Annotated in this window: 2 protein-coding genes; both read left to right on the top strand. The window is 61.0% G+C overall.

Annotation, left to right across the window (positions count from 1 at the left end; genetic code table 11):
- Positions 1–387, top strand: a 387-nt coding sequence (locus BLT64_RS27205; protein ID WP_217633928.1) for a hypothetical protein, incomplete at its 5' end; no start/stop codon positions are given.
- A 27-nt stretch (positions 388–414) separates the two neighbouring features.
- Positions 415–693 (top strand): SH3 domain-containing protein, encoded by a 279-nt coding sequence (locus tag BLT64_RS25925; protein WP_011749594.1) that lies wholly within the window; start codon positions 415–417, stop codon positions 691–693.
- The last annotated feature ends 493 nt before the right edge of the window (positions 694–1,186 follow it).

The raw sequence follows: 1,186 nt of genomic DNA, 5'->3' as shown, positions 1-1,186 counted from the left end.
CTTGCAGCTCGGTGGCGAGTACAGCCGGTTGACCACACCTGGAAACAGTGGACGGAACATCCAGAGCTGATCATTTGCGCCGGATCAGTCTCCAAAGGCAGCAATGGACTCTCGAGCAGCTCGCTGCGGGACAGCAAGTGGCAGGTTTGGCTGAACCGGGGCGATTTGCCTCCGGACAGGCAAGGTGCGGCCAGAACCGCTCGTCGGACGCACCCCATGCTGCGTGACCGCATTCTCCGAATGCTGCCGCTCGACTGGCGCTGCGGCGAAATCCTGACCAGAAGTGCTGCTCCATGGGACGGAACGGGCCTTCGATGGCTGGTCTTTTGCAAGCCTTTCATCCGCGCCCGCACCTGCCTGCTGTCATTCAGCGTGATGGTGTCGTAGTGATGGCAAAACGATTCAGGTCAGATCATGCGCACTCATCTTGCTGCTCTTTTCGCTCTCATGGTCGCCACCGCATGCGCGGTCGGTTCTGGTGCAGTGGTCAAGGGCGTCGGGCCAGACGATCTCCTGAAGCTTCGCGAAGGCCCTGGTCTCGATCACAACATCATCATCGGCCTGCCCGACGGAACACGCCTCACCCGCCAGAACTGCGTCACGAACAACGGGAAGGTCTGGTGCAGAGTCTCGCTCACCGACCGGCCTGGTATCTCGGGTTACGTTTCAGCGGACTATCTGGCGCATCGCTGACAGCAACATGGTCGGCCCATAGCCGCCGGTCGACTTCGCCAATTCTGCAGGGCGGCATTCGCTGAAGCCGCCATTCGACGCCGGGTGCAGCATCTCTACTCGATGATCGCCCGCCGGTGGATACCCTCGCCGACCACGGCTGGAAGCGCGAAAAGTGCCCGCCCGTCGATTTCGACCAACTCGACCTCGGCGGTCGCGGTCATACCTATTGAGTCACGGCGACGATGACATCGCATATAGAGACTAACCAAGCCTTCCCGCGCTGCAGTCAAAGGACCAGCGACTGCCCTCGGGACGCCTGGATCAGGCGAATGAGTATAGATCGGTGGCGTCCAGCGCATGGATAAAGCCCCGCGTGCGGAAAGCACCGAGGCGACGACGACCAGCCCTGCCTCGGCCTAGGGTCAGGATGCATTGATTTTCAGTGTGCTACGTGATTCACGGCTCGGAAAACGGAGCGGTGACATGAGCGACCTGTACTGGCTGACCGACG

Source organism: Paracoccus denitrificans, assembly GCF_900100045.1.
GTDB lineage: Bacteria > Pseudomonadota > Alphaproteobacteria > Rhodobacterales > Rhodobacteraceae > Paracoccus > Paracoccus denitrificans.
This window is presented reverse-complemented; position numbering and strand designations above follow the sequence as displayed.